This is a genomic window from Stenotrophomonas sp. GZD-301 (genome assembly GCF_049310345.1).
Lineage (GTDB): Bacteria > Pseudomonadota > Gammaproteobacteria > Xanthomonadales > Xanthomonadaceae > Stenotrophomonas.
This window is the reverse complement of record NZ_JBMOWY010000098.1, coordinates 1-2,500: the sequence shown is the minus strand read 5'-3', so window position 1 is coordinate 2,500 and position 2,500 is coordinate 1. Positions and strand designations below refer to the sequence as shown.

Genomic DNA, 2,500 nt, shown 5'->3' with positions numbered 1-2,500 from the left:
CTCCCAAGGCTAAATACTCCCTAGTGATCGATAGTGAACCAGTACCGTGAGGGAAAGGTGAAAAGCACCCCGGAAGGGGAGTGAAAGAGATCCTGAAACCGTGTGCCTACAAATAGTCAGAGCCCGTTAATGGGTGATGGCGTGCCTTTTGTAGAATGAACCGGCGAGTTACGATCCCGTGCGAGGTTAAGCTGAAGAGGCGGAGCCGCAGCGAAAGCGAGTCTGAATAGGGCGTTTAGTACGTGGTCGTAGACCCGAAACCAGGTGATCTACCCATGTCCAGGGTGAAGTTCAGGTAACACTGAATGGAGGCCCGAACCCACGCACGTTGAAAAGTGCGGGGATGAGGTGTGGGTAGCGGAGAAATTCCAATCGAACCTGGAGATAGCTGGTTCTCCCCGAAATAGCTTTAGGGCTAGCCTTAAGTGTAAGAGTCTTGGAGGTAGAGCACTGATTGAACTAGGGGTCCTCATCGGATTACCGAATTCAGTCAAACTCCGAATGCCAATGACTTATCCTTAGGAGTCAGACTGCGAGTGATAAGATCCGTAGTCAAGAGGGAAACAGCCCAGATCGCCAGCTAAGGTCCCAAAGTGTGTATTAAGTGGAAAAGGATGTGGAGTTGCTTAGACAACTAGGATGTTGGCTTAGAAGCAGCCACCATTTAAAGAGTGCGTAATAGCTCACTAGTCGAGTGACTCTGCGCCGAAAATGTACCGGGGCTAAATACACCACCGAAGCTGCGAATTGATACCAATGGTATCAGTGGTAGGGGAGCGTTCTAAGTGCAGTGAAGTCAGACCGGAAGGACTGGTGGAGCGCTTAGAAGTGAGAATGCCGGTATGAGTAGCGAAAGACGGGTGAGAATCCCGTCCACCGAATGCCTAAGGTTTCCTGAGGAAGGCTCGTCCGCTCAGGGTTAGTCAGGACCTAAGCCGAGGCCGACAGGCGTAGGCGATGGACAACAGGTTGATATTCCTGTACCACCTCTTTATCGTTTGAGCAATGGAGGGACGCAGAAGGATAGAAGAAGCGTGCGATTGGTTGTGCACGTCCAAGCAGTTAGGCTGATAAGTAGGCAAATCCGCTTATCGTGAAGGCTGAGCTGTGATGGGGAAGCTCCTTATGGAGCGAAGTCTTTGATTCCCCGCTGCCAAGAAAAGCTTCTAGCGAGATAAAAGGTGCCTGTACCGCAAACCGACACAGGTAGGCGAGGAGAGAATCCTAAGGTGTGCGAGAGAACTCTGGTTAAGGAACTCGGCAAAATGACCCCGTAACTTCGGGAGAAGGGGTGCTTTCTTAACGGAAAGCCGCAGTGAATAGGCCCAAGCGACTGTTTAGCAAAAACACAGCTCTCTGCGAAGCCGTAAGGCGAAGTATAGGGGGTGACACCTGCCCGGTGCTGGAAGGTTAAGGAGAGGGGTTAGCGTAAGCGAAGCTCTGAACTGAAGCCCCAGTAAACGGCGGCCGTAACTATAACGGTCCTAAGGTAGCGAAATTCCTTGTCGGGTAAGTTCCGACCCGCACGAAAGGTGTAACGATTTGGGCACTGTCTCAACCAGAGACTCGGTGAAATTATAGTACCTGTGAAGATGCAGGTTACCCGCGACAGGACGGAAAGACCCCGTGGAGCTTTACTGTAGCCTGATATTGAATTTTGGTACAGTTTGTACAGGATAGGCGGGAGCCATTGAAACCGGAGCGCTAGCTTCGGTGGAGGCGCTGGTGGGATACCGCCCTGACTGTATTGAAATTCTAACCTACGGGTCTTATCGACCCGGGAGACAGTGTCAGGTGGGCAGTTTGACTGGGGCGGTCGCCTCCTAAAGTGTAACGGAGGCGCCCAAAGGTTCCCTCAGAATGGTTGGAAATCATTCGTAGAGTGCAAAGGCATAAGGGAGCTTGACTGCGAGACCTACAAGTCGAGCAGGGACGAAAGTCGGGCTTAGTGATCCGGTGGTTCCGCATGGAAGGGCCATCGCTCAACGGATAAAAGCTACCCCGGGGATAACAGGCTTATCTCCCCCAAGAGTCCACATCGACGGGGAGGTTTGGCACCTCGATGTCGGCTCATCGCATCCTGGGGCTGTAGTCGGTCCCAAGGGTTGGGCTGTTCGCCCATTAAAGCGGTACGCGAGCTGGGTTCAGAACGTCGTGAGACAGTTCGGTCCCTATCCGTCGTGGGCGTAGGAAATTTGAGAGGAGCTGTCCTTAGTACGAGAGGACCGGGATGGACGCACCGCTGGTGTACCAGTTGTTCTGCCAAGGGCATAGCTGGGTAGCTATGTGCGGAAGGGATAAGTGCTGAAAGCATCTAAGCATGAAGCCCCCCTCAAGATGAGATTTCCCATAGCGTAAGCTAGTAAGATCCCTGAAAGATGATCAGGTTGATAGGTTCGAGGTGGAAGCATGGTGACATGTGGAGCTGACGAATACTAATAGATCGAGGACTTAACCATATAATATGTAGCAAATGTTATCTAGTTTTGAAGGAATATGC

1 rRNA gene (cut by a window edge) is annotated in these 2,500 nt (G+C 51.9%); it reads left to right on the top strand.

Annotated features, from left to right (window positions below):
- Positions 1-2,459 (top strand): 23S ribosomal RNA (locus tag ACO6VK_RS20470) (it extends 463 nt beyond the left edge of the window).
- Positions 2,460-2,500: the final 41 nt, after the last annotated feature.